At 59.1% G+C, this 20,655-nt stretch carries 16 protein-coding genes; 9 read left to right on the top strand and 7 right to left on the bottom strand.

Annotation, left to right across the window (positions count from 1 at the left end; translation table 11 throughout):
- Positions 1-231 precede the first annotated feature (231 nt).
- Entirely contained in the window at positions 232-2,061 is a 1,830-nt protein-coding gene (gene glmS, locus OX462_RS27920; RefSeq protein ID WP_070217699.1) for a glutamine--fructose-6-phosphate transaminase (isomerizing), read from the bottom strand.
- A 161-nt stretch (positions 2,062-2,222) separates the two neighbouring features.
- Here glmS and OX462_RS27915 point away from each other — a divergent pair, with 161 nt between their 5' ends.
- Positions 2,223-2,696, top strand: coding sequence for an Lrp/AsnC family transcriptional regulator (locus OX462_RS27915; protein WP_070217697.1), 474 nt, complete (start codon positions 2,223-2,225; stop codon positions 2,694-2,696).
- Between the two features lie 396 nt (positions 2,697-3,092).
- Here the strand turns inward: OX462_RS27915 and OX462_RS27910 are convergent, their stop codons facing one another.
- Together OX462_RS27910 and glmU are read right to left on the bottom strand one after the other, a co-directional pair.
- Positions 3,093-3,920, bottom strand: coding sequence for an IS5 family transposase (locus tag OX462_RS27910; protein ID WP_070308615.1), 828 nt, complete (start codon positions 3,918-3,920; stop codon positions 3,093-3,095).
- 343 nt (positions 3,921-4,263) lie between these two features.
- Positions 4,264-5,640: a bifunctional UDP-N-acetylglucosamine diphosphorylase/glucosamine-1-phosphate N-acetyltransferase GlmU gene (gene glmU / locus OX462_RS27905; protein ID WP_070218910.1), complete on the bottom strand. Its 1,377-nt coding sequence runs from the start codon at positions 5,638-5,640 to the stop codon at positions 4,264-4,266.
- 26 nt (positions 5,641-5,666) lie between these two features.
- On the opposite strand from glmU, the gene OX462_RS27900 reads away from it, so the two are divergent.
- The 5 genes from OX462_RS27900 (at position 5,667) to OX462_RS27880 (ending at position 8,910) form a co-directional block, all read left to right on the top strand.
- On the top strand, positions 5,667-6,572 hold the full coding sequence (locus tag OX462_RS27900; protein ID WP_175444775.1) for a DUF6279 family lipoprotein: 906 nt from the start codon (positions 5,667-5,669) through the stop codon (positions 6,570-6,572).
- Positions 6,573-6,642: 70 nt separating this feature from the next.
- The gene (rsmD, locus tag OX462_RS27895) at positions 6,643-7,302 is read left to right on the top strand and encodes a 16S rRNA (guanine(966)-N(2))-methyltransferase RsmD (protein WP_139143703.1); all 660 of its coding nucleotides are present in this window, start codon (positions 6,643-6,645) and stop codon (positions 7,300-7,302) included.
- Between the two features lie 112 nt (positions 7,303-7,414).
- Positions 7,415-7,912 (top strand): pantetheine-phosphate adenylyltransferase, encoded by a 498-nt coding sequence (gene coaD, locus OX462_RS27890; protein WP_034752633.1) that lies wholly within the window; start codon positions 7,415-7,417, stop codon positions 7,910-7,912.
- Between the two features lie 14 nt (positions 7,913-7,926).
- Entirely contained in the window at positions 7,927-8,193 is a 267-nt protein-coding gene (locus tag OX462_RS27885) for a YfhL family 4Fe-4S dicluster ferredoxin (protein WP_070218911.1), read from the top strand.
- Positions 8,194-8,301: 108 nt separating this feature from the next.
- The gene (locus OX462_RS27880) at positions 8,302-8,910 is read left to right on the top strand and encodes a chalcone isomerase family protein (protein WP_070218912.1); all 609 of its coding nucleotides are present in this window, start codon (positions 8,302-8,304) and stop codon (positions 8,908-8,910) included.
- Positions 8,911-8,975: 65 nt separating this feature from the next.
- Here OX462_RS27880 and OX462_RS27875 read toward each other — a convergent pair whose 3' ends face one another.
- The gene (locus OX462_RS27875; protein WP_070218913.1) at positions 8,976-9,281 is read right to left on the bottom strand and encodes a hypothetical protein; all 306 of its coding nucleotides are present in this window, start codon (positions 9,279-9,281) and stop codon (positions 8,976-8,978) included.
- Positions 9,282-9,487: 206 nt separating this feature from the next.
- On the opposite strand from OX462_RS27875, the gene OX462_RS27870 reads away from it, so the two are divergent.
- On the top strand, positions 9,488-10,468 hold the full coding sequence (locus OX462_RS27870) for a LysR family transcriptional regulator (RefSeq protein WP_034783859.1): 981 nt from the start codon (positions 9,488-9,490) through the stop codon (positions 10,466-10,468).
- 45 nt (positions 10,469-10,513) lie between these two features.
- Here OX462_RS27870 and OX462_RS27865 read toward each other — a convergent pair whose 3' ends face one another.
- Positions 10,514-12,073 (bottom strand): methyl-accepting chemotaxis protein, encoded by a 1,560-nt coding sequence (locus tag OX462_RS27865; RefSeq protein WP_070218914.1) that lies wholly within the window; start codon positions 12,071-12,073, stop codon positions 10,514-10,516.
- Positions 12,074-12,277: 204 nt separating this feature from the next.
- A complete protein-coding gene (locus OX462_RS27860; protein ID WP_010393827.1) occupies positions 12,278-12,733 on the bottom strand; it encodes an Lrp/AsnC ligand binding domain-containing protein in 456 nt (151 codons plus the stop codon).
- A gap of 207 nt (positions 12,734-12,940) precedes the next feature.
- On the opposite strand from OX462_RS27860, the gene putA reads away from it, so the two are divergent.
- Positions 12,941-16,594 (top strand): trifunctional transcriptional regulator/proline dehydrogenase/L-glutamate gamma-semialdehyde dehydrogenase, encoded by a 3,654-nt coding sequence (gene putA, locus OX462_RS27855; protein ID WP_070218915.1) that lies wholly within the window; start codon positions 12,941-12,943, stop codon positions 16,592-16,594.
- A 75-nt stretch (positions 16,595-16,669) separates the two neighbouring features.
- On the opposite strand, the gene OX462_RS27850 is transcribed toward putA, so the two are convergent.
- Positions 16,670-17,428 carry a 5'-methylthioadenosine/adenosylhomocysteine nucleosidase gene (locus OX462_RS27850; RefSeq protein ID WP_070219103.1) on the bottom strand — a complete coding sequence of 253 codons (759 nt, stop codon included), beginning with the start codon at positions 17,426-17,428 and terminating at the stop codon, positions 16,670-16,672.
- A gap of 1,468 nt (positions 17,429-18,896) precedes the next feature.
- On the opposite strand from OX462_RS27850, the gene OX462_RS27845 reads away from it, so the two are divergent.
- A complete protein-coding gene (locus OX462_RS27845) occupies positions 18,897-20,522 on the top strand; it encodes a GMC family oxidoreductase (RefSeq protein ID WP_070218916.1) in 1,626 nt (541 codons plus the stop codon).
- Positions 20,523-20,655 lie beyond the last annotated feature (133 nt).

Genomic DNA, 20,655 nt, shown 5'->3' with positions numbered 1-20,655 from the left:
AAATTTCAGCGCTCTCTGGCGGGGCGCCTGCAATGGGGAAAAGTCCGATAAAGTGCTAACCAACTTCGAGGGTACGATTAGGGACGAAAATTTGGTACAAGAACTAGCTACCAAAGCTATATGCAGGCTGGACTTCCGGTCGGTCGAGGCTGGCCGAAAATCCACCTATTTTTAGTCAATATAAAGTGCTTCTATTGTTCCGTGACAGGCCCGGGGCGGCCCCCGGCCGGCTTACTCCACCGTCACCGACTTCGCCAGATTGCGTGGCTTGTCGACATCCGTGCCGCGCGCCAGCGCCGTGTGGTAGGCCAGCAATTGCAGCGCGACCACGTGCAGGATAGGCGACAAATCGCCGTAGTGTTCGGGCAGGCGGATCACGTGCAAGCCTTCGCCGGAGCTGATGCGCGAGTCGACGTCGGCAAAGACGTACAACTGGCCGCCGCGGGCGCGCACTTCCTGCATGTTCGATTTGAGCTTTTCAATCAGGGCATCGTTCGGCGCGATGGTGACGACGGGCATTTCATTCGTCACCAGGGCCAGCGGCCCGTGTTTCAGTTCGCCGGCCGGATACGCTTCGGCGTGGATGTACGAGATTTCCTTCAGTTTCAAGGCGCCTTCCAGGGCGATCGGGTAGTGCATGCCGCGGCCCAGGAAGAGGGCGTTTTCCTTGCGCGCGAATTCCTCGGACCAGGCGATGATCTGCGGCTCCAGCGCCAGCACGGAAGCGATGGCGACGGGCAGGTGGCGCATGGCTTTCAGGTGCGCCGCTTCCTGCTCTTCGGACAGGTGACCGTTGACTTGCGCCAGGCACAGCGTCAGCAGGAACAGGCCGGCCAGCTGCGTCGTAAACGCCTTGGTCGACGCCACGCCCACTTCCACGCCGGCGCGCGTGATGTAGGCCAAGGCGCATTCGCGCACCATGGCGCTGGTGGCCACGTTGCAGATGGTCAGGGTGTGCTGCATGCCGAGGCTGCGCGCATGTTTCAGGGCGGCCAGGGTGTCGGCCGTTTCGCCGCTTTGCGAAATGGTGACGACCAGGGTGTTCGGATGCGGCACGCTGTCGCGGTAGCGGTATTCGCTGGCCACTTCCACGCTGACGGGCACCTTGGCGATCGACTCGATCCAGTACTTGGCCGTCATGCCCGCATACGAGCTGGTGCCGCAGGCGAGGATCAGCACGCGGTCGATCTGCTTGAAGATTTTATACGCGTCGTCGCCGAACAGTTCCGGCATGATGCCCGTCACGCCTTCCAGGGTGTCGCCGATGGCGCGCGGCTGTTCGAAGATTTCCTTCTGCATGTAGTGGCGGTACGGGCCCAGCTCGGCCGCGCCCGTGTGCGCATGCACGGTTTTCACTTCGCGCTCGACGGGCTTGCCATCGACGTCGACGATCCAGCAGCGCGACAGTTGCAGGTCGACCACGTCGCCTTCTTCCAGGTAGATGATCTGGTCGGTCGTGCCGGCCAGCGCCATGGCGTCCGACGCGACGAAGTTTTCACCGTTGCCCAGGCCGACGATCAGGGGCGAGCCCTGGCGCGCGGCGACCACGCGGTGCGGCTCGTCGCGGCAGAACACGGCGATCGCGTACGCGCCGTCGAGGCGTTTCACGGCCTGCTGCACGGTCTCGAACAGGTCGCCGTTATACATGTGCTCGACCAGGTGGGCGATCACTTCCGTGTCCGTCTGGCTCTGGAAGACGTAACCGAGGGCCGTCAGTTCGGCGCGCAGTTCGTCGTGGTTTTCGATGATGCCGTTATGCACCAGTGCCACGCGGGCGTTCTCTTCCGTCGGGGAAAAGTGCGGGTGGGCATTGAACGAGACCGGGGCGCCATGCGTGGCCCAGCGCGTGTGGGCGATGCCCGTAAAACCGCTCAAGCCTTCTTCCGCGATCTGCTTTTCCAGCTCGGCCACGCGCGCGGTGGAACGCGAACGCTGCAACCGGCCATCCGCATGCAGGGCGATGCCGCAGGAATCGTAGCCGCGGTATTCCAGGCGCTTCAAGCCTTCGAGCAGGATGGGAGTGATATTACGTTGCGCTACCGCGCCGACGATGCCGCACATGGAAACCTCTGTCTAAAATTTAATCAATGCACGCATGCTAATGCAGAGTGCGTGAAATATGCTTTCTAAATCCATATATTTTTGACCGAATATTTCATGACTATTTCACGGTGAAATATTATTTCATTTATAATCGATATATTTTCTAATTCATCAAAATCATGAGCGAGCACAATATTACCCTCGATGAAATCGATCGTCGCATCCTGAATGCCTTGCAAATTGATGCGTCGCAAACCAACAGCGAGCTGGCGCAAGCCGTGCACGTCTCGGCGCCCACGTGTTTGCGGCGGGTCAAGCATTTACGGGAAAGCGGCGTCATCGAGCGGCAAGTGGCCATCGTCGCGCCGCAGCTGGTGGGCGCGCGCCTGACGGCCATCGTGGAAATCACGCTCGACGTGCAGGCAGCGGAACGCATGGCCGAATTCGAGCAACTCGTGGCGGACGAGCCCGCCGTGCTGCAATGCTACCGCGTCTCGCCCGGGCCCGACTTCGTGCTGATGGTGCAGGTGGCCGACATGCCCGCCTACCACGCGCTGGCGCACCGCCTGTTTGCCGCGCACGCGAATGTGCGCAACGTAAAAAGCTATTTTTCCACGTTTCGCAGCAAGTTCGAGACGCGCATCGCGGTATAAATCCGGCTGGAAGAGAAGTTATCCCCGCTTATCCCAGCCTTTCCGCCCGCTTATGCACAAGTTTATCCACAGTATGAACATCACGGCTTTCCACGGCCGCCGCCATCCAGCCGCGCATGAGGCCTTTCAATAAATAGACATCAGTTCCCGGATAAAACTTATCCCGGCTTATCCAGCGTTTGCCCACGCTTTAATCACAGGCTTTTGCACAGCTTTACCCACAGCAAGGCTTTACAAATTTGTCTTAAATATTCTTGCAATACAATGACTTATAAGTTATTCATGACTTATTATCCAATTACGCACAAGCTTATCCACAATCCAGACAGGCAAAAATCTGAGGCTACTTTCATAGCCTGCGAGGCTAGCTTGCCTCCTCAGGAACGGTTTAATAACTTAGCGGAAATTTAGTCGACGCAGCAGCAACGAACCCATGGCCAGGTAAATCATATTTTCCGAAACATCAAGGCGCTGCTCGTAGTCGCGCACCAAGCGCCGGTAACGCATCAGCCATGCAAACGTTCGCTCGACCACCCAGCGCCTGGGTTGAACAGCGAAACCTTGCTGCCCTTGCAGGCGCCGCACGACTTCCACCGTGAAGTCAAGAAACGCAGCCTTGTCCATCAACTGTTTGCGGTCATATGCCGCATCCCCAAACAGATGCTTCACCCATGGCCAGCGTTTAATCAGGCCGTCGAGCACCATCTGAGCACCAGTGGAGTCGGCAATATCGGCTGGGGTCAGGTTCATCGCCAGTAAGCGACCGTCCGTGTCGACCGCGATATGGCGTTTGCGCCCGCTGAGTTTCTTGTGGGCGTCATAGCCTCTTGTTCGTGCCCCTGGCGCTTTCACGCTCTGGCTATCGACAACACCGGCACTCGGCAGCACCTCCCGTTCATTGCACATACGATCGAGCATCAGCGCCAAGTCATGAATGGTACGAAACAGCATGCGCCGCATCAGCCGCCGAAACCAGTAATAAACCGTCTGATACGGCGGGAAATCATTTGGCAGCATGCGCCACTCGCATCCGGACCGTACCATGTAACGCAGCGCATTGATCACCGTGCGCAAATCCGTTTTGCGAGGTCTTCCCGTCTTCGCTTGCCTTGGCAGCAGCGGTGCGATCAGACGCCACTCTTCATCTTTCACATCTGTGGGATAGCCACGTTTAAGTGCCGTCCTCACCTGCTGATGCCGGCTTCGATTCTCTTGCGTCCACATCGTCAATCACTCCAAAACATCAAAGATGCTTTGACCTGAAAGTTGCTATAAAGTTTTTAAACCGTTACTCAGGCGCCAAACTTCGCCAGATAACTTATCCCGTCTTTTCCACAGGTTTTTCACCATTTATACGCAGCTTATACCGGGCTTATCCATCACTTGTCCGCCTGCTTGTTCACATGTTTATCCACACACCAAAATACAGCAGAAATACTTGATGGAAATAAAGCTGCGACTTATCCCGGGTTACCAGCCAGCTTTCCACAGGATTATCCACAGGCGCAAAAAAACGCCGCCAGCCCGGACAGGCTGGCGGCGTCATGCCGGGTGAGGGCGATATCGCTTACTTGGGGATTTTCACGGGACGCGTCCAGCCGTCGATGGTCACCTGCCGCGCGCGCGACACCGTCAGCTTGCCGGCCGGGGCATCCTTCGACAAGGTCGTGCCGGCGCCCAGGGTGGCGCCCTTGCCGACGGTGACGGGCGCGATCAGCTGGCTGTCGCTGCCAATGAAGGCGTCGTCTTCAATCACCGTGCGGAACTTGTTCACGCCATCGTAGTTGCAGGTGATCGTGCCGGCGCCGATGTTGACCTTCGAGCCGATGGTGGCGTCGCCGATGTAGGCCAGGTGGTTGGCCTTGCTGTGCGCGGCGACCTGGCTGTTTTTCACTTCGACGAAGTTGCCGATGTGCACGTCTTCCGCCAGAACCGTGCCCGGGCGCAGGCGCGCGTAAGGGCCGATGATGGAAGCGGCGCCGACGACGGCATTCTCGAGATGACAGAAGGGCTTGATGTGCGCGCCGGCGGCCACGGTGGCATTGATGATGACGTTGTTGGCGCCCACGCGCACTCCGTCGCCCAGTTCCACGCGGCCTTCGAACACGCAGCCGACGTCGATGGTGACGTCGCGGCCGCAAATGAGTTCGCCGCGCACATCGATGCGGGCCGGGTCCAGCAAGGTCACGCCGCGCTCGAGCAAGGCTTGCGCGATATTGTTCTGGTGGATGCGTTCCAGCTGGGCCAGTTGCACCTTGCTGTTGACGCCCGCCACTTCCCACACGGCCGCCGGGTGGGCCGAGGTGACGGCCACGCCGTCGGCGACGGCCTGGGCAACGATATCGGTCAGGTAGTATTCCCCTTGAGCATTGTCATTCGACAAGGCCGACAGCCATTGCTTCAGCTGCACGGTGGGCGCGACCATGATGCCGCTGTTGATCTCGCGGATGGCGCGCTCGTCTGGCGTGGCATCCTTTTCCTCGACAATGCGCACGATGGCGCCGTGCTCGCGCACGATGCGGCCCAGGCCGAAGGGATCGTCCTGTTCCACGGTCAAAATAGCCAGCTTGTCCTTGCCGGCCGCCTGCACCAGTTGCTGCAGGGAAGCGGCGCTGGTCAGCGGCACGTCGCCGTACAGGATCAGGGTCGGCACGCTGTCATCCAGCAACGCCACCGCTTGCTGCACGGCATGACCGGTGCCCAGCTGCTGCGTTTGTTCCGCCGCGTCGATCGCCAGATCCTGCTTGGTCTTGTAGCCGTCCAGCAACTTCAGCACCGCTGCGCCCCCATGCCCGTAAATCACGCATAATCGGGACGGCGCCAGGACGCGCGCCGTGTCGATGACGTGCGACAACAGCGGCTTGCCCGCCAACGGGTGCAATACCTTGGGCAGTGCCGACTGCATGCGTTTGCCCATACCGGCAGCGAGAATGACAACGTTCATAGACCGTAATTTTATAAGTTAAGAATATGAAAAAGTTTAACACGCAGACCCCGTCTTCCACGCCCTTCCAGCGGTTTACTTATGCCGTGCTGGCCATCATGCTTGTCGTCATGGCCGGCTGCAGCGGCTTGCGCCTGGCCTACAACAACGGCGATACCGTGCTGTACTGGTGGCTGAACGCGTATGTCGACCTGGACCGCGACCAGAAGGGCTGGGTGCGCGAAGACATCGACAAGCTGTTCGACTGGCACCGCAAGACGCAATTGAAGGATTACGTGGAAATCTTGCGCACGGGCCAGAAACAGCTGCAAGGCAATATCACGCAGGCAGACCTGATGGCCGACTACAGCGAGATCAAGCAACGCACCCAGGCGCTGCTGCTGAAAGCCACGCCCGAGCTGGCCGACCTGGCCCGCTCGCTCAAGCCCGAGCAGATCACGCAGATGGAAAAGAAGTTCAAGTCGAACAATGAGGATTACCGCAAGAAATACCTGAGCGGCGACCAGGAGAAGCGTCAGAAACTGCGTTACAAGAAAGCCATGGAGCAATTCGAACTGTGGTTCGGCAGCTTCAGCAGCGAGCAGGAAGCCATCATCCGCAAGGCGTCCGACGCCCGTCCGCTGAACAATGAGATCTGGCTCGACGAACGCATGCGGCGCCAGCAGAATGTGTTGACCCTGGTCAAGAAAGTCCACCAAGAAAAACTCGGCAAGGAAGCGGCCGCAGCCTTGATCACGACCCTGATCAAGGACAGTTTCGAGCGCCTGGAACACTCGGAGCGCAAGGCCTTTTTTGACGCCTACGAAAGCAGCACGGCGCAGATGGTCATGACGGTGATCAAGATCGCCACACCAGCGCAAAAAGCCCATGCCGTCAAGCGCATGCAGGGCTGGATCGACGATTTCAATTCCCTGGCCACGCAAGCCAAATAGGCAGCCAGCGCCAGCAGGGGGGGATGGGGCCATATGCTATAGTGGCCGCCATCGAATTGAAGAAATCCCCATGCAAAAAAAAATTAAAAAACCCGCCAAAGTCCCCGTCCACCACGCGCCGCCACCGAACCAGGTGCGCATCATCGGCGGCCAGTGGAAGCGCTCCGTGCTGCCTGTTTTGCAGGCACTGGGCTTGCGCCCGACGCCGGACCGCGTGCGCGAAACCGTATTCAACTGGATCAACCACTTGCGCGACGGCGACTGGGCCAACGCCCAGGTGCTGGACCTGTTTGCCGGCAGCGGCGCACTGGGCTTCGAGGCGGCCAGCCGCGGCGCGGCGTCCGTCACCATGGTCGATACGCATACGCCCGTGATCCGCCAGCTGGAAGAAAACAAGACGAAATTGCGCGCCGACAATGTGCAATTGCTGCGCGGCGACGCCCTGCTGACGGCGCAAGGCCTGGCAGCGCGCGGCCAGCGTTACGACCTGATCTTCCTCGATCCGCCTTACCAGCAGGATTTCCTGGCGAAAGTGTTGCCGCTGTGCGCCAACCTGCTCAGGGAAGGCGGCATCGTGTACGCGGAATCGGGCTTGCCGCTGGTCTTCGATGAAGCCAGCGCACTGGAAAAGCCCGAGTGGATGGCGCCGTGGGAAGTCATCCGCGCCGACAAGGCGGGCACCGTTTATTATCATTTGCTAACTTACAACAAAGTGCCGGCAACTGCCTGAATCTGCCTATAAATGAGGCAAAAAAGCTCCCTGGCCCGAGGCGCAGCACCAAGGTGGTCACCAATTTCAGGCATAATGCGCGTCTATATTGGTGCATCATCAGGGAGCCGCAATGGTTGTAGCCGTTTATCCAGGAACATTCGATCCGCTCACGCGCGGTCATGAAGATTTGGTGCGCCGCGCATCGGGTCTGTTTGACAAGCTGATCGTCGGTGTGGCCGACAGCAAGAACAAGCAGCCGTTTTTCTCGCTCGACGAACGCCTGGAAATCGCCAACGAAGTGCTCGGTCACTATCCGAATGTGCAAGTGGAAAGCTTTTCCGGCCTGCTCAAGGATTTCGTGCGCAAGCATGAAGCGCGGGTCATCGTGCGCGGCTTGCGCGCCGTCTCCGACTTCGAATACGAATTCCAGATGGCGGGCATGAACCGCTACCTGCTGCCCGATGTCGAAACCATGTTCCTGACGCCATCCGACCAGTACCAGTTCATTTCGGGCACCATCGTGCGCGAAATCGCGGCGCTGGGCGGCGACGTCTCCAAGTTTGTCTTCCCCTCGGTGAACCGCTGGCTGCAAAACAAGATTGCCGCCAACGCTGCCTCATCGCAATAAGTAAGAGTGAAATCATGGCATTACTGATCACCGACGAATGCATCAATTGCGACATTTGCGAGCCCGAGTGCCCGAATGACGCGATCTACATGGGCGCGGAAATCTACGAAATCGATCCCAACAAGTGCACCGAATGCGTGGGCCACTTTGACGAGCCGCAATGCCAGCAAGTGTGCCCCGTCAGCTGCATCCCCTTCAATCCCGCCTGGCGCGAAAGCCCGGAGCAATTGATGGCCAAGTACGAACGCCTGCAGGCGGAACTGCCTGCCGCCAAACCCTAAGCATTTCTTCCTCGCCACTTCTGCGTGGCGCCAGCTTCTGCCAACTGTTCTACACTGTGTGCATGTGCGGACTTATCCACAGCACATGTTTCTCTACGGAGGCAGAAGATGCAAATACGCACATCCCGTTTGGGCCGCTCCCTGGCCGCCGCCTGCCTGTGCGCGGGCTTGTGCGCCGCCCTGGAGCAACCTGCGCTGGCCGTCGAAGTGGGCGGCGTCAGGCTGGACGACACGGTGCAGCTGGCCAGCCGCGAGTTGAAACTCAACGGCGCCGGCGTGCGCTACAAGGTCATCTTCAAGGTCTACACGATTGCGCTGTACCTGCCGGAAAAGAAAACCCAGCTGACCGACATCCTGGCACTGCCCGGGCCGCGCCGCCTGGAAATCGTCATGCTGCGCGACATCACGTCCGACGAGCTGGGACAAGCGTTCATGCAGGGCTTGAAGCGCAGTTCCGACCAGGCCGACCGTACGCGCCTGCTGAGCCAGACGATGCAGTTCGGCGCCATGTTCGAAACGGTGCCCGGGCTGAAAAAGGGCGATATCCTCACCGTGGACTGGCTGCCGGAAGAGGGGACCTTGTGCAAGCTGAACGGCAAACAGGTGGGCGACATGGTGCCGGACCTGGCTTTTTACAATGCGCTGCTGAAAATCTGGATCGGCGCCCATCCGGCCGACACGGTGTTACGCGCGCATTTGCTGGGCGACGTGGCGTAATCGGCTGGCGGCGGGCGTAAAAAAAGCCGGCGCAGGCCGGCTTATCATTTGCAACAGTTGATCGCTCAGGCGCGCGTCGACAGGGCGCGCAATTCGGCGGCGTTGCTTGGCGACACGCCATCCATCTTGCCCAAGGTACGCTGCAAGGCTTGCGCTTCGCGCATCTGCTGGCGCGCCAAACGCTCTTCGCGGCTCAGCTTGGGACGCACCACCAGCACCATGGCGCGGGCAATGCCCACCAGCAATGGCTTGAACAGCAGGGCGAAGGCGCCCACGGCAACGATCACCAGCACGAGTTGCAGGGCGTTCAGCAGGGAAATCTCCAGCACGGGTGCGGATACTGCGTACAGGGCGGAGGCGAAGGTAGACATACTGTTCCAGTGCATTATAGAATTTGCCAGTACTATAGTGCAGTGCAACATATAAATCTAATTCCATTTCTTGATACCAATTATATGAATCGTGAATGGAAAACTGTAATATTTTTTAACGAGTGAAAATATTCGTGCCCGGCGCGGTTTACACTCCTAAGTAATCAATTTTAAGTAATCAATTCAACTTTTATCTTGGGCTTTCCATGAGTTTTCTGACGCTGGATCTGAACTTGCTGCGTGTTTTCGACGCCGTCATGACGGAACAAAACCTGACGCGCGCAGCGGGCCACCTGGCGATGACGCAGCCGGCGGTATCGAACGCCATCAAACGCCTGCGCGAGAGCCTCGGTGACGAATTGCTGATCCGCACGGCATATGGCGTGAAACCCACGCCCCGCGCCGAAGCGCTGTGGCCGTCCGTGCGCTCGGCCCTGGCCAGCCTGGAAGCGGCCGTCACGCCGGAAACCTTCGACGTGTCGAAAACGCACGCCACCTTCCGCATGGCCATGGCCGACGCGACGGCCGCGTTCTGGCTGCCTTCATTGATGCGCTCGATCGAACGGGAAGCGCCGGGCGTCAACGTGCGCATGATGCCGCTGACGACGCGCGAACCGCGCCCGATGCTGCTGCGCGGCGATATCGACCTGGCCGTGGGCTTCTTTCCCGGCGTGGCGGCGCAATTGTCGAGCGAGACGGGTTCGCCCATCCGCCACGAGCGCCTGTATTCCGGCAAGTATGTATGCGTGATGCGGCGCGGCCATCCGCTGGCCGACAAGGAATTGACCCTGGATAACTATTGCGCGGCCAACCATTTATTGGTGAGCTTTTCCGGCCGCGCGCATGGCTTGATCGACGAAGCGCTGTCGCAGATCCACCGCGAACGGCGCATTTTGTTGACGGTCAACCAGTTCTTCACGGCCGGGCGCGTCGTCGCCAATTCCGACCTGATCACGGTCTTGCCGCGCCATCTGATCGCCTCGACGGGCATGACGGAGTCCCTGCTGTACAAGGATTTGCCGTTGACCCTGCCGGCCGTCCACCTGGACATGCTGTGGCACGAACGCGACGCCCGCAGCCCCGCCCACAAATGGCTGCGCAACCACCTGGAAAGCATGAACACGCCCACCCTGCGCACGGCCACGGCGGCCGGCGGCGGCGTGGCACCGAAGCCGCACGTCGAATAACACCTGTACGTAACAAAAAAACGCCTGATGTCTCAGGCGTTTTTTTTATGCGTGATTGCTGGACCGATAACCGATTCTGAAACCGCCCCAGTGCTTGCCCTCGACGTGAATCGGCACGGATAAATCGTGCATGACTTCGCCCGTGTCGCGTTTATAGGTCTGCAACAGGAAGGGCTTGGTGTTGCTGCCGCAGCGCTTGCCCGTACGGTCGCTGAAGATGCGCTTGGTGCGGTTATTCACGATATCGGTCGCGTAGTCGCCCGTCAGCGGCTGGGAAAACTTCTTGTTATGCGTTGGAAAATAGCCATTGTTGTCGACGGCGCCCGCATACGCGAGATGGGGTAACGCGGCCAGCACGCCTTCCTGCAGGTCGGGCAGCACCTTGTCCGTAAAGGCATCGAACTTCGTGTTGTGCTTGGGCGGATTGGTGTTCGGGATGGGGCGGTAGTGGCGGTCGAACAGGGCTTCGCGCGTGATGCGCCCCGAGGCGATCGCCTGCTCGAACAGTTTGCCCACTTCGCGCGCGGCGCGCTGGGCCGCCTCGCGGATCTCGTCGTGCGGTGTGGCCACGCTCGATTCGCCCAGCGCGCCGGCGATCACTTCGGCCCGCTCGGCCAGAGCCATGGCCGACTGCGTGGCGCGCGGCAATTCGGCATTCGTCGACAACATGCTGTCGCGGATTTGCAGGATGGCGTCGGCGATCAGCTGCGTCGTGTCGACGTGCTCGCGCGAGGCGCGGGCGATTTGCCCGATCTCGTCTTCCGACTCGCCCGACGATTCCTCGATATGGCTGAGCGAGGCATGCACGCTTTCCACATTGCGCGCCGCTTCCGTGACACCGGTCGCCAGCGAACTCATGCCGCGTGCGGCTTTTTCCGCCTGTTCATTGATTTCGCGCACCATCACGCTGATTTCATCGGAGGCTTCCTTGGTGCGCTGCGCCAATTGCCGCACTTCGCCGGCCACCACGGCAAAACCGCGCCCGTGTTCGCCGGCGCGCGCCGCTTCGATGGCGGCATTCAGCGCCAGCAAGTTGGTGCGCGCGGAAATATCGGAAATGGCTTCCGTAAAGCCGGTGATGCGTTTGGATTTTTCCTGCAAGCTCAGCATGTTGCTGGAGGCGCCTTGCGCTTCCTCGCGTGCATGATTGATGCGGCGCAAGCCCTGGTCCACTTCGGCGCGCGCCGCCACGCTTTCCACACGCACACCGGCGGCCACTTTGGCGGCCCGTTCCGCATTGGCGGCGATCTTTTCCGTCATCGCGGCATTTTGCACGGAGCTGTCGGCAATGTCGCTGGCCGTGCGCACGTCGAGTTCCACCTTCTGTTTGACGGAATCGACAAAATACGAAGTTTCCGCTGCGCCGATCATGATGGCGTCGATGGCGTTGCCCACCGTATCGGCGAACTCGTGCAAGCCCGGCTCGCCGCGCGCACGGCTGGCCGCCGCCAGCAGCGCGGCGCCGATGGCGGCGGCCACGCAAGCGATCAGATACGGATGCTCGCCGCCCGAGAGCAGCAACAGATAGGCCAGGCAACAGGCGATGGCCATGGCCAGGATCGTGAATACAAAGAAACGCACCAGCTGATGCTGCAACTGCTTCATTTGTCCCCCGCTGCGCGAACCCGTCACGTCCCGTTGAAGGGACGTGCTGTAACCGTATGCGGGTGGGCACGATTGCCCGCCTTGCACCCTGAACGTCACGTCTATGCGGCGTTTCAGGCGGCTACCGGATAGCAGAATTGTGGTTCTACCCTACAACATTTGTTCCGATAGCTCAATCAGAAAAGTGGGGCGGCTACACCGAGGTCACTTAATTGGCAATTTGGTGGTGTTTTTGACCTCTTCCATGACGGCATAAGTGTGGGTTTCCCGCACACCTTTTTGCAGCAAGGTCTTGCCCAGGAATTCGCGGTAGGCGGCCATGTCCTTGACGCGCGCCTTGACCAGGTAATCGAAGCCGCCGGCCACCATATGACATTCCAGTACCTCTGGAATGATTTGTACGCTATGCTTGAAGGCGTCGAACACTTCCGGTGTCGTGCGATCGAGCACCACTTCGATGAACACCAGCAACGACACGTCGAGCAACTGCGGGTTCAACTGGGCCGTATAGCCCATGATGTAACCGGATTCGTGCAACTTGCGCACGCGCTCCAGGCAGGCGGCCGGCGACAGGTTCACGCGCGCGGCCAGCTCCACATTGCTGATGCGTCCATCGCTCTGCAATTCCATCAAGATTTTCTTACTGATCTTGTCCAGCATTCCTATCACCCCCAAATTAATATTATTTGGTTAAATTGTCGCATCAAAAACTATCTATTGCTAGTCCCCTGTATTACCAGAATTAATCCATAAGAATCCCCTTTACAATCGAATCATCTTAACGTCCGACTTTCTGTATTTTTTTGCACCAAAAAAGAGCAAGAATTACGTCAGTTTTCGTCCCCTTTTTCCTTGTAAAGAGCACTTATGCACCCTGCAGGCCCCTCGGCTTTTATCCCGATTCCTTTTGCTGCGTTCCAGGCAGAAATCCTGCCCGAAGCGACACCACAACGCGCCGCCATCACTGCCGCCTATAGGCGCGATGAGGTTTCCGCCGTGCAGTGGCTGTTGCAACAAGTGCGCCCCAGCAGTACCGAAACGATCACCGAAGGACAAGCGCTGGCGCATCGCCTGGTCTCGAACGTGCGCCAAAAACGCACACGCGCGTCCGGTGTCGATGCACTGATGCACGAGTTCTCGCTATCGTCGGAAGAGGGTGTTGCATTGATGTGTCTGGCTGAAGCGCTGTTGCGTATACCCGACAGTCAAACGGCCGACCGTTTGATCGCCGACAAAATCAGCAAGGGCGACTGGAAGAAGCACCTGGGCGAATCGCCGTCGCTGTTCGTCAATGCCGCCACCTGGGGCTTGCTGATTACGGGCAAACTGGTCAGTACCAGCAGCGAATCGGGCCTCGGTTCGGCCATGACCAAGCTCATCGCCAAAGGCGGCGAACCGCTGATCCGCAAGGGCGTCGACCTGGCCATGCGCATGCTGGGCAACCAGTTCGTCACGGGGCAAACCATCGAGGAAGCGTTGAAGAACAGCCGCGAGAATGAAACGCGCGGCTACCGTTACTCGTACGACATGCTGGGCGAGGCGGCCCTGACGCAAGCCGACGCGGCCAACTACTACGCTTCGTACGAAACGGCGATCCACGCGATCGGCAAGGCGTCGAACGGACGTGGCATCCGCAACGGCCCCGGCATTTCCGTGAAACTGTCGGCCCTGCATGCGCGCTACAGCCGCGCCCAGCGCGCCCGCGTCATGGAAGAATTGCTGCCGAAGGTCAAAGCGTTGCTGTTGCTGGCCAAACAGCACAACATCGGCTTCAATATCGATGCGGAAGAAACGGACCGCCTGGAACTGTCGCTGGACCTGATGGAAGCACTGGCGTTCGATGCGGACCTGGCCGGCTTCGACGGCATCGGCTACGTGGTGCAGGCGTATCAAAAGCGCTGCCCGTTCGCCATCGATTTCCTGATCGACCTGGCGCACCGCAGCGGCCGCAAGTTCATGGTGCGCCTGGTGAAAGGCGCGTACTGGGATGCGGAAGTCAAGCGCGCACAAGTCGACGGCCAGGAGGGCTATCCCGTCTACACGCGCAAGGTCTACACGGATGTCTCTTACCTCGTGTGTGCGCAAAAACTGCTGGCTGCCAGCAGCCTGATCTACCCGCAGTTTGCCACGCACAACGCGCAAACCCTGTCGACCATTTATACCTGGGCAAAACGCGACGGTATTACCGACTATGAATTCCAGTGCCTGCACGGCATGGGCGAAACCCTGTACGACCAGGTCGTCGGCCCCGACAACCTGGACAAGCCGTGCCGCATCTACGCCCCCGTCGGCTCGCATGAAACCCTGCTGGCCTACCTGGTGCGCCGCCTGCTGGAAAACGGCGCCAACTCATCGTTCGTCAACCAGATCGTCGACGAAAGCGTGGCCATCGATAGTCTGATCCGCGATCCGCTGGAACAGGCACGCCTGCAGGGCGGCTTGCCGCACCCGTCGATTCCGCTGCCGCTGGACATGTTTGGCAGCGAGCGCAGGAACTCGGCCGGCCTGGACCTGTCGAATGAAGACACCTTGCGCACCCTGGCCACCGGCCTGGCGCAGCAGCAGACATGGCAGGCGGCGCCGCTGATCGATGGCGCCGTCAGCCTGAATACGCCGATGCAAGTCATCCACAATCCGGCCCAGCACGACGATGTCGTGGGCAAGGTCATGGAAGCCGGTCCGGCGGACGTGGAAACGGCGCTGGCCAGCGCCAGCGCGTATGCCATGGATTGGCAAACGACGGAACCGTCGGTCCGCGCGCAAGCGTTGCTGCGCGCCGCCGACCTGTTCGAGGAACACCATATCGAGCTGATGGCCCTGGCCGTGCGCGAAGCGGGCAAGTCGCTGCCGAACGCGATCGCGGAAATCCGCGAAGCCGTCGACTTCCTGCGCTACTACGCGGCGCAGGTGGAACATGCGCCGAACACCCTGGCGCTCGGTCCCGTCACCTGCATCAGCCCGTGGAACTTCCCGCTGGCCATCTTTACGGGCCAACTGGCCGCCGCTCTGGCAGCCGGCAACGTAGTGCTGGCCAAGCCGGCCGAGCAAACGCCGCTGATCGCCCACCGCGCCGTGCAATTGCTGCATGCGGCCGGCGTGCCGCGCGGTGCGCTGCAATTCTTGCCCGGCAGTGGAGAAGTGGTCGGTGCCGGCCTGTGCAATGACGCGCGCGTGAAAGGCGTGATTTTCACGGGCTCGACGGAAGTGGCGCAATTGATCAACCGCAACCTGGCCGCGCGCGCCGTGGCCGAAGGCATCGACATTCCCCTGATCGCCGAAACGGGCGGCCAGAACGCGCTGATCGTCGATTCGTCCGCCTTGCCGGAACAGGTGGTGCAGGACGTGATGTCGTCCGCTTTTGACAGCGCCGGCCAGCGCTGCTCGGCCTTGCGCGTGCTGTTCCTGCAAACGGAAATCGCCGACAAGACCATCCATATGCTGAAAGGTGCGATGCAGGAATTGCGCGTTGGCAATCCTGACCGCCTGGCGACCGATATCGGTCCCGTCATCGATGCGGAAGCGCAAGGTAACTTGCTGGCCCACATCAACAAGATGAAAACCATGGCCATCGACCATTATTCGCTCGATTTGCCGACCGTCAAAGGCACGTTCGTCGCCCCGACCGTGCTGGAAATTAAGTCGCTGGCGCAATTGACGCAGGAAGTCTTCGGCCCCGTGCTGCACGTGATCCGCTACAAGCGGGCCGAACTGCCGCAACTGGTGCAATCGATCAACGACAGCGGTTATGGCTTGACCCTGGGCATTCATACGCGCATCGACGAAACCATCGCTTTCATCACCCAGCGCGCGCACGTGGGCAATATTTATGTCAACCGTAACATCGTTGGCGCCGTCGTCGGCGTGCAACCGTTCGGCGGCGAAGGCAAATCGGGCACGGGACCGAAAGCCGGTGGCCCCCTGTATCTGAAACGCCTGCAGCGCAATGCGCCGGCCGGCGCGCAGCACCAGCGCCAGGCGCCGCCCGCGCTCGACGCGCTGACCGTCTGGGCGAAGATGCATGGCCACGACCAGGTGCAGCAACTGGCGCAGGAATACGCACGCACCACCTTGCTGGGCAGCACCACCGTCTTGCCAGGCCCGACGGGCGAGCGCAATACCCTGAGCTTTGCCGCACGGGGCACGATTCTGTGCGCGGCAGCCACGTCCGGCACCTTGATGAACCAGCTGGCGGCCGTGCTGGCCACCGGTAACCAGGCCCTCGTGCTGGCGCAAGCGCCGGAGCTGATCCCCGGCGACTTGCCGGCGGCGCTGAAGGACCGCATCCAGATCGTCAGCAGCCTCGAGTCCGTCAAGCAGGATTTCCAGATCGCCATGATCGAGCCTAGTCTCGATGGCCAGCTCAAACCGCTGCTGGCGGCACGGGAAGGGGCCCTGGTGGCCACCATCGCCACCACGCAGGACGGTGCCATCCCCCTGTGGCGCCTGGTCGCTGAGCGGGCGCTGTGCGTGAATACGACGGCGGCCGGTGGTAATGCCAGTTTAATGATGTTAAGTGTCTAAATTTTAAGCAGGTAGTTAACAAGGAAGGGCAGAACCGGTGGTTCTGCCCTTTTTTTATACACGCTAGCTGAAACATCAGCCAGCCAGGCGCTGGCATAGCTGCTGAATCACTGCAAACGCATACGGCGAAGCGACGGATTGCACGAAACGCATGAAGTCGACGGCCGCCTCTTCGTTGGCATTGTCGGAAATGGTGCGCATGACCGTAAACGGCACACCGAGTTCAAAACACACTTGCGCCACGGCGGCGCCTTCCATTTCGACGGCCAGCAAGTCAGGGATATCCGCTTTCAGCTGGTTGATATGCGCGGCGCTGCCGATGAACTGGTCGCCGCTGGCGATCAGGCCGCGGTGCACCTGCGCGTGCTGCAAGCCGAATTCCACGATATCGGCCGCCTTGAGCACGCTGGAAACATCGTCGCGCAGGAAATCTTCCGCGGCGGCGGCCAGTTGCGTGCTCAGTTCCAGGTCCGTGGCGAAGCGCTGCAAGCCCGTCAGCGGCACTTCGAAGCGGGGAAACAAAGGTCGGACGTCCATATCATGCTGCAGCAGCGATTCGGCCACCACGATGTCGCCCACTTTCACGTGTTTATCCCCACTGCCGGCCACGCCGGTGAAGACGATGTGGGTAACTCCGTACTTTTCCACAAGGATAGAAGCTGTCATGGCAGCGGCAACCTTGCCCAGACGCGACAGGACGCACACAGCGTCGATATTCCACAGGTTCCCCAGGGTGTAGTCACGCATGCCGTGCGAACGCCTCTGAGGGCCTTGCATGGCTTCTACCAGCCCCTGCTGTTCTTCGTGCAAGGCACTGATGATGCCTAAACGCATTTTTTTGTGTGAATTCATGCTGTTTTTACAGGTTTTTTGAATTGCAAAACGGTTTACAGGGTGAAAACAGCCTTTTCGGTGACTTTTCCACCGTGCGCGTTTGTCTCTGTGTTTTAAATAAAGATGTATACATAAAAATAGTAGTGATAGTAAACGGCCATTTTTTTGTGGATAAGTCGGTATACCATCGAAAAATCATCGACTTAGCGCACAAAAAAGTAGGCGCACAAGCATTGTATCCAGCGAGGACTTGTTTGGGATAAAAATTGGCTTGTGGACAAAGATCGACTTTTCCCACATCTCATCCTGTGGATATGCAGGCACTTATCCACACCGCTACGCAAAAATCGCATTTTTTCTTGCTGCAGTGACATGTTTGACGGGATTTGTGTGGACTGATTCCTGTCTGGCAATCGAAGCTGAGCGATCACGAACGCGCTTCTTTCACGAACATCGGCATCCAGGTGATTCCTGGCAGACGGTTTGGCAGTGGGTAGCACTGTTGCCGTTGGCTTTTTTTTGACGTTTTTTGCATGCTTTTTGGAAATATCCCCGGACTTCCGTTTTTTTGTCGGTTTACAATAGATCTATATATAAAAATAGTAGTAATAGTAAACGCGTTTTTTTCTGTGGATAAGTCACTTTTTTTCAACAGGATCAACCGTTTACGCGCAAAATAAAGCGTGCATAATCGCTGTATCACGCGAGGAGCAAAATTGTATAAAATGCGGGCCTGCGCATAACTTCGTGTTTACTCACAAGTCATCCTGTGGATATCAAGTGACTTATCCACAATCGTCTCAAATACCCCCTCTTTTCGACATCGCACCGTCTCTCGGCCGAATACCTGGCCAGGACGGTTGACGATTCCATTTTGCAAAACGGTTTGGCAGTGCAGTGCGCGTGATGCCGGCCGTGCCGGTTTTCGTCGCTCAGTTGTTGGCGCGATTTTTTTTGTCAGTCAAAGCAGCTCGCCGTTTTTTTTGAAGACAGGCTTGTGAACCTTCCCGAAGGAAAAGGCAGACAAAGCGCGCGTTGTCAGGTTTATCTTAACAAGATCGTATACAAGAATAGTAATAGTAGTTAACGGCGACATCTTCTGTGGATAAGTCCTGATTTATCCTTGTAAACAATCGCTTGGCGTACGGATAAACGCTGAGTAAGGGTTGTATCTGCCGGGGATGGTTTTGGGATAAAAAAAGGCGTCCAAAAAAATTTTCGTTTACTCACATATCGTACCTGTGGATATCCATACGGTTATCCACAGCTTGGCGACCTTGTTTTTGAGCTTATCGTGACGCTCGCCCATATCGCTGGCCACGATTAATGTCGCCCTGGCCCGGGACTGGTGGTAATCTCAAGACGGCTCAGCAGCCATGCATGCATGAAGAAAGACAGACTCTGGTAAAGGGACGCGGTGGGGAGACACGCCGCGCGACAGCTTGATGGCATACCGAAAGGAGCTTCATTGGAATCGGCAGGCGAATACGACTACATCATCGTGGGCGGCGGCACGGCAGGTTGCGTGCTGGCCAACCGGCTCACGCGCGACAAGGATGCCAACGTTTTGCTCGTGGAAGCGGGCGGCAAGGACGATTACGTGTGGATCCACATCCCCGTCGGCTATCTGCATTGCATCGGCAACCCCCGCACGGACTGGTTGTATACCACGCAGGCGGACGCGGGCCTGGGCGGGCGCAGCCTGATCTATCCGCGCGGCAAAGTGCTCGGGGGCAGCTCTTCCATCAACGGCATGATCTACATGCGTGGCCAGGCCGGCGATTACGATCACTGGGCCGACCTGACGGACGACGCTTCGTGGCGCTGGGACAAAGTCTTGCCGCTATTTAAACAAAGCGAGGATTATTACGGCGGCGCCTCGGAAAACCATGGCGTCGGTGGCGAGTGGCGCGTGGAAAAACAGCGCCTGTCGTGGGATATTTTGAATGCGTTCCGCGACGCGGCGCAGCAGGTGGGCATCCCGAAAACCAGCGATTTCAATGGCGGCGACAATAGCGGCAGCGCGTATTTCGACGTCAATCAGCGCCGCGGCATTCGCTGGAATACCTCGAAAGCGTTCTTGAAACCGGCCGCGCGCCGGCCGAACCTGACGATCATGACGGGCTGCCACGTGGAACGTCTGCTGCTGGAAACGACGGAAACGGGGCCGCGCTGCACGGGCATCGTGTTTACGGGCGGCGGCACGCAGTGGCAGGCGACGGCCAAACGGGAAACCTTGCTGACGGCGGGTGCCATCGGTTCGCCCCAATTGCTGCAATTGTCCGGCATCGGCCCGGCCGCCTTGCTGCGCGAACACGGCATCACGCCCGTGCTGGACTCGGCTGGCGTGGGCGGCAATTTGCAAGACCATTTGCAGCTGCGTATGGTGTACAAGGTGCAGGGCGTCAAGACCTTGAACGTGATGGCCAGCAATATCGTCGGAAAAATGCAGATCGGCTTGCAATATGCGCTGTTCCAGAGCGGGCCCATGTCGATGGCGCCGTCGCAGCTGGGGGCGTTCGCCAAGTCCGACCCGCAGCAAGCCACGCCGAATCTGCAATACCACGTGCAGCCGCTGTCGCTCGACAAATTCGGCGAACCCTTGCATGCGTTTCCCGCGTTTACGGCCAGCGTCTGTAATTTGCGTCCCACCTCGCGCGGCCATGTGCACATCGCCAGCGCCGACAGCTATGCGGCGCCGAAGATCGTGCCCAATTACCTGAGTACCGAGCAGGACCGCGCCGTGGCGGCCGACGCCTTGCGCCTGACGCGCGCCATCGCCGCCGCGCCGGCCCTGAAAAAATTCGCTCCCGAAGAATACAAGCCGGGCGTGCAATTCCAGAGCCAGGAAGAGCTGGCGCAGGCGGCCAGCCAGATCGGCACCACCATCTTCCACCCGGTGGGCACCTGCCGCATGGGTCTGGCCAGCGAGGCCTCTAGCGTGGTCGACAGCTCCTTGCGCGTGATCGGCGTGGCCGGCTTGCGTGTCGTCGATGCCTCGATCATGCCGTACATTACTTCTGGTAACACGAACTCGCCCACCGTGATGATCGCGGAAAAAGCGGCGCAAATGATACACGCGGCCTGGAAATAGCGGGGCAAGCGTGCGAGTTTGCGCCATTCGGGCTGGCGAAAAATCCCCGTAGTTATACTGTATTGTGCGTTAAATTTAAGTTGTGTATTATAAAAATGACTAAGTAGTACAAAAAGTACAACTAGGAGACACG

This window comes from Janthinobacterium aestuarii (assembly GCF_046113285.1).
Taxonomy (GTDB): domain Bacteria; phylum Pseudomonadota; class Gammaproteobacteria; order Burkholderiales; family Burkholderiaceae_D; genus Janthinobacterium.
The sequence above is the reverse complement of the archived record's forward strand: the minus strand, read 5'-3'. Positions and strand labels throughout refer to the sequence as shown.